This window comes from Corynebacterium sp. KPL2850 (genome assembly GCF_040225855.1).
Classification (GTDB): Bacteria; Actinomycetota; Actinomycetes; order Mycobacteriales; family Mycobacteriaceae; genus Corynebacterium.
In genome coordinates this window covers 1-5008 of the sequence record NZ_JBEHFV010000053.1, presented here as the reverse complement: position 1 = coordinate 5008, position 5008 = coordinate 1, and the positions used below count along the sequence as shown (strand labels likewise).

At 58.1% G+C, this 5008-nt stretch carries 5 protein-coding genes and 2 tRNA genes; 2 read left to right on the top strand and 5 right to left on the bottom strand.

What is annotated here, in order from left to right; genetic code table 11:
- Window positions 1–254 precede the first annotated feature (254 nt).
- Window positions 255–1523, bottom strand: a complete 1269-nt coding sequence (murA, locus tag ABRP93_RS11305) for a UDP-N-acetylglucosamine 1-carboxyvinyltransferase (RefSeq protein ID WP_349887990.1) — start codon at window positions 1521–1523, stop codon at window positions 255–257.
- 21 nt (window positions 1524–1544) lie between these two features.
- Entirely contained in the window at window positions 1545–2384 is an 840-nt protein-coding gene (gene ramA / locus ABRP93_RS11300; protein WP_005279642.1) for an acetate metabolism transcriptional regulator RamA, read from the bottom strand.
- A 265-nt stretch (window positions 2385–2649) separates the two neighbouring features.
- On the opposite strand from ramA, the gene cysK reads away from it, so the two are divergent.
- Window positions 2650–3585: a cysteine synthase A gene (cysK, locus tag ABRP93_RS11295; RefSeq protein WP_349887989.1), complete on the top strand. Its 936-nt coding sequence runs from the start codon at window positions 2650–2652 to the stop codon at window positions 3583–3585.
- An 83-nt stretch (window positions 3586–3668) separates the two neighbouring features.
- Window positions 3669–4232, top strand: a complete 564-nt coding sequence (gene epsC, locus ABRP93_RS11290) for a serine O-acetyltransferase EpsC (RefSeq protein WP_239268312.1) — start codon at window positions 3669–3671, stop codon at window positions 4230–4232.
- Between the two features lie 49 nt (window positions 4233–4281).
- On the opposite strand, the gene ABRP93_RS11285 is transcribed toward epsC, so the two are convergent.
- The 3 genes from ABRP93_RS11285 to ABRP93_RS11275 form a co-directional block, all read right to left on the bottom strand.
- Window positions 4282–4563, bottom strand: coding sequence for a GNAT family N-acetyltransferase (locus ABRP93_RS11285; protein WP_349887988.1), 282 nt, complete (start codon window positions 4561–4563; stop codon window positions 4282–4284).
- Window positions 4564–4619: 56 nt separating this feature from the next.
- A tRNA-Phe gene (locus ABRP93_RS11280) sits at window positions 4620–4692 on the bottom strand.
- A 19-nt stretch (window positions 4693–4711) separates the two neighbouring features.
- Window positions 4712–4785: transfer RNA gene (locus ABRP93_RS11275), tRNA-Asp, on the bottom strand.
- Window positions 4786–5008: the final 223 nt, after the last annotated feature.

The following is a 5008-nucleotide window of genomic DNA, read 5'->3' as shown; positions in this document are numbered from 1 at the left end:
CACACTATTGAGTTCTCAAACAACATCCACACACCACAAGAAAATTAACCAAACGTTAACCTCTCATCGGCGGCTCGCACTAACCTACCCAACAACCTAAACCAAGTCAAATCCTCGAGCCAAGTCAGTACAAAAAGTCACTAAAAAGTAACCAACCGGCTACCTCTCGGCGACCTGGATAAACCTACACCCCACTCCAAGAAACCCACAAATCCCCAGCACACACGAGAAAAATGCGTACTGGGGAAGGTTAATTAGAAGATTTCTTCTTCCTGCGTCCTTTCGATGGTGGCTCCAAGCCGTGAAAGGTTCTCCACAAAGTAGGGATAGCCGCGGTCGATATGGAAGACATCGTGAACGGTCGTGGCTTCGTCGGCACACAGTGCAGAAAGAACCAGGCCAGCGCCGGCGCGGATATCGGAACTCCATACATGCGTAGAGGAAAGATGCTCCTTACCTCGCACCACCACGTGATGGCCATCAACTTGGGCATCGGCACCTAGGCGGAGCATTTCGTCAACGAACCTGAACCGGGATTCGAAGACGTTCTCCGTAATCACGGTGGTTCCTTCGGCGATGGAGGAAATGCCGATGGCCATGGGCTGGAGATCCGTCGGAAAGCCTGGGAAAGGCAACGTCTGGTAATCCACAGCGGTAGGACGCTTATCCATGCGCACGCGGAAGCCGTTTTCATAGGTTTCAATCTCCGCACCGGCGGACTTCAGCTTTTCCAGCGGAAGGTGCAGGTGGCGCGGAGCAATGCCGCCGACGGTGATATCGCCTTGCGTCATGGCTGCGGCATAAGCCCAAGTGCCGGCCACAATGCGGTCACCAATGACCTCGTGCTCCGTGGGGTTAAGCCGGTCCACGCCGTGGATGGTGACCTCGGAGGTACCTGCGCCTTCGATATTGGCGCCCATGGATTTCATCATCTCGCACAGGTCCACAATCTCGGGCTCGCGGGCGGCATTGTGGAGGACGGTGGTGCCTTCGGCCAAGACGGCGGCGGTCAAGATGTTTTCGGTCGCGCCAACGGACGGAAAGTCCAAACGGATTGTGGAACCGCGAAGCTCGGAGGCCTCAGCAACCACAGCGCCGTGTTCAATGCGGGTGGTGGCGCCGAGTTTTTCTAGGCCGGTCTGGTGCATATCGAGCGGGCGCGAGCCAATCGCATCACCGCCGGGCAACGCAACCTTCGCATGCCCGCAGCGCGAGGTCAGTGGGCCTAGGACGCATACCGATGCCCTAAATTGGCGGACCGCATCAAAGTCCGCGTTCGATTGCGGCGTCGCGGGGGTGGTGATGCGGACGGTACTGCCATCAATTGTCACCTCACAGCCCAAGCCCTCGAGCACCTTCTTCATCAAAGGTACGTCCAGAATCTCTGGGCAATTGGTCAGCGTCGTCGTCCCCTCCGCCAGCAATGCGGCGGCCATGAGCTTAAGGACGCTGTTTTTGGCGCCATCTACTTTGACGGTGCCTGCAAGGCGGGCACCGCCGGAAACAATAAACTGATCTTTCACAGCTTTCTACGCTACCGGTTATCAGGGCAACGCGCCGATCCGGCGGGCGGCATTGACGGCTTCGTAGCGAGTGTGCGCCCCCAACTTGCGCATTACGGAGCGTAGGTAGGACTTGACGGTTTCGGCGCCAATTCCCATTTCTTCCGCCGCTTCGACGTTGGTGTGGCCAAGCGCCACGCAGGAGAGGACGTCGAGCTCGCGGGCAGAAAGCTTGGTCGATTGCTTCACGCGCACGGGAGAGACCATCTGATCGCAGAGTGCCTCAAGTTCCTTGCGCAACTCCTCGTCCTCGACGCGGTTTGCCAGCATGCGCAGCTTGGAGTGGGTGGAGCGAACCTGTTCCCATTCCGCACCGTTCATTGCATGACCGCGGGAGGCCCCTCCTTTTCCGCCATCGGCGCGACGCATCGCGGAATTGACCGCGAGGTCTTGCTCCAGGGTCCGCGCCGTCATCGTGACTTCCTCGATGACCTTATCGCCCAAACGCACTGGGGAGTGCACGCCAACATAGAGCACGCCGCGGATTTCTCGCTGCACAGTAACCGGTACCGCAACGATCGAGTGCAGGCCTTCGTCTTGGATTACGCTGTCATTCTCGTGGGAAATGGTGGTGGCACGCGTGTAATCCGATACGCCCACCGCGCGACGAGTGGTGATGACGCGCCCGCCGACGCCCACGCCGGCATCGATAAGCAGATTCTGCAGCGCCGGTGTACGCAGGCCCACCCACTGGGTAATTTGCAGGCGATTATCCGCCAATAATGTTGCGTACATCGTCACTGGGATTCCGGTGGCGGTTTTGAGAGACGACAGTGCCGCGCGTACGGATTCTTCATCATCTTTGAGGCGATGCGACTCCATGAGACTCTTTCCTCGTCGGGGGTAACCAAGTAGGTGCACCCGATATCCCCGAAAACTTGGGGAGCAGCGGGTAACTACGTGGAATTATAGACAGCAAGTGGGGGTAATTCGAAATCGCCCCTTTGCCTCCGCAGCCGTTAATCCCACATTTCATGCCCGAATAGGTTGTCTGTAATAAATATACCACTCTGTCTACTTAAATAGTGTATCCTTGCGCTTGTACCTGATTTGACCACGAATATGATTCCCAAAGGAGTCCTAATAAATGGCTATTTACAACAATGTCCTAGAGACCATCGGCGGTACCCCCCTCATCCGCATTAACCGCTTGGCAGAGGGCAAGGGTGCCACCGTGCTGGCCAAGGTGGAGTCCTTTAACCCTGGTAACTCCGTTAAGGACCGCATCGGCCTGGCCATCATCAAGGCCGCCGAGGAGTCCGGCGACCTGAAGCCAGGCGGCACCATCGTTGAGGCCACCTCCGGTAATACCGGTATTGCCTTGGCTCTGGCCGGCGCCACCTTGGGCTACGACGTTGTCCTCACCATGCCAGAGACCATGTCCAATGAGCGCAAGGTCCTGCTTCGCGCTTACGGTGCAGAAATCATCTTGACCCCGGGCGCTGCCGGTATGCAGGGTGCGGTTGATAAGGCCAACGAGATCGTCGCCGAGCGCGACAACGCCATCTTGGCTTCCCAGTTCGCTAACGAGGCCAACCCCAAGATCCACGAGGACACCACCGGCCCGGAGATCTGGGACGACGCCGAGGGCAATGTCGATGCCTTCGTCGCAGGCGTCGGCACCGGCGGCACCGTCACCGGTGCAGGCCGCTACCTGAAATCCAAGAACCCAGACGTCTACCTCGCAGCCGTTGAGCCGGCTGACTCCCCTGTGCTGTCTGAAGGCCAGGCAGGCCCACACAAGATCCAGGGCTTGGGCGCCAACTTCGTACCGGACGTGCTCGACCGCGAGCAGCTGGATGAGGTACTGACCGCCTCCCTCGAGGAGTCCATCAAGCTCTCCCGCGCCCTTGCTACCGAGGAGGGCCTGCTGGTTGGTATTTCCGCCGGTGCAAACCTCTCGGCTGCACTGAAGCTGGCTGAGCGCCCCGAGTTCGAGGGCAAGACCATCGTCGTTGTCCTGCCGGACTTTGGTGAGCGCTACGTTTCCACCGTTCTTTTCGAGGACATCCGCGAGGCATAATTAGCCCCCGCAGCCTAGTCCGTGAATAAAAGGCACCCGCCAATCTTGGCGGGTGCCTTTTTGTGACCAGTACTATAGTCCGCATGAGCATTATTAAATATATCCGCGAAGATTTAGCCAATGCCCGCGACCATGACCCAGCCGCCCGCGGCGACGTTGAGAACGCGATCGTCTATTCCGGCCTGCACGCCATCTGGTCGCACCGCGTATCCCACTGGCTGTGGAAGCGTGGCCTGCGGGGTCCTGCGCGCATCCTGGCCCAAATTAACCGCTTTTTTACCGGTATCGAAATCCACCCAGGCGCCACCATCGGGCGCCGCTTCTTTATCGACCACGGGATGGGCATTGTCATCGGGGAAACCGCGGAAATTGGCGATGGCGTGATGCTCTACCACGGCGTGACGCTCGGCGGTCAGGTGCTCACCCAGACCAAGCGCCACCCCACGGTGGAAGATAACGTCACCATCGGCGCGGGCGCCAAGGTCTTAGGCCCCATCACCATCGGTGCCGGTTCCGCCATCGGGGCCAATGCCGTTGTAACGAAGGACGTTCCGGCCGATCACATCGCGGTGGGCATCCCCGCCAAGAATCGGCCTTCAAACAGGCATGAGCGGGTCAAGCTCGTGGATCCGGACTATTACATCTAAATAGACTAAAAGCGGTCCACAGTCTTGTGTGGGCCGCTTTTTGCTGTGCTTAACCGCGCAGCAGATCCTGGTGTTCGGGGTTCTTGTCCATAAAGTGCGCCACAGCAGAGCAGGTGGCGATGACCTTCATACCGGCAGCCCGAGTTTCATCGAGGGCCGCCTTAATCAGCGGTGAGGACAAGCCCTGTCCACGGAAGTCATCCCCGATGACCGTGTGGTTGAACTCGCGGGTATCGCCGGAATCCACGTACTCGCAGATCCCCGCTTCCACACCATCAACGGTAAGCACGAAACGGGACAAATCGGTCTGATGAGAAATTGCTTTTTCCATGTCCCCCATTAAACCAAAAATAGCCCCTCCTTGATAATAAGGAAGGACCATAGTTGTGGCCAGAGCCAGGATCGAACTGGCGACCCCACACTTTTCAGGCGTGTGCTCTACCGACTGAGCTATCTGGCCAGAAACCCGAAGGTTTCCGCGACCTTGACGGGACTTGAACCCGCGACCTCCGCCGTGACAGGGCGGCGCGCTAACCAACTGCGCCACAAGGCCATTTTCAGTTTTGTGTGCCCCTTGGGCACGGGTAATTACTTTACACAGGCGCCTAGAAACAACACAAATCAGCACTACAACGCCGTTTTTCCGCCGCTTGCCGATGCCCCAGTGATGCTGAGGTGGCATCAGCTAGCAGCCTGCAAGGCCTAAACGACAGGATGTGTTGGTGAAGTTATATGTTTAGCCGGTCTGGCGTGCTGGTATTAGGATTATTTCACTT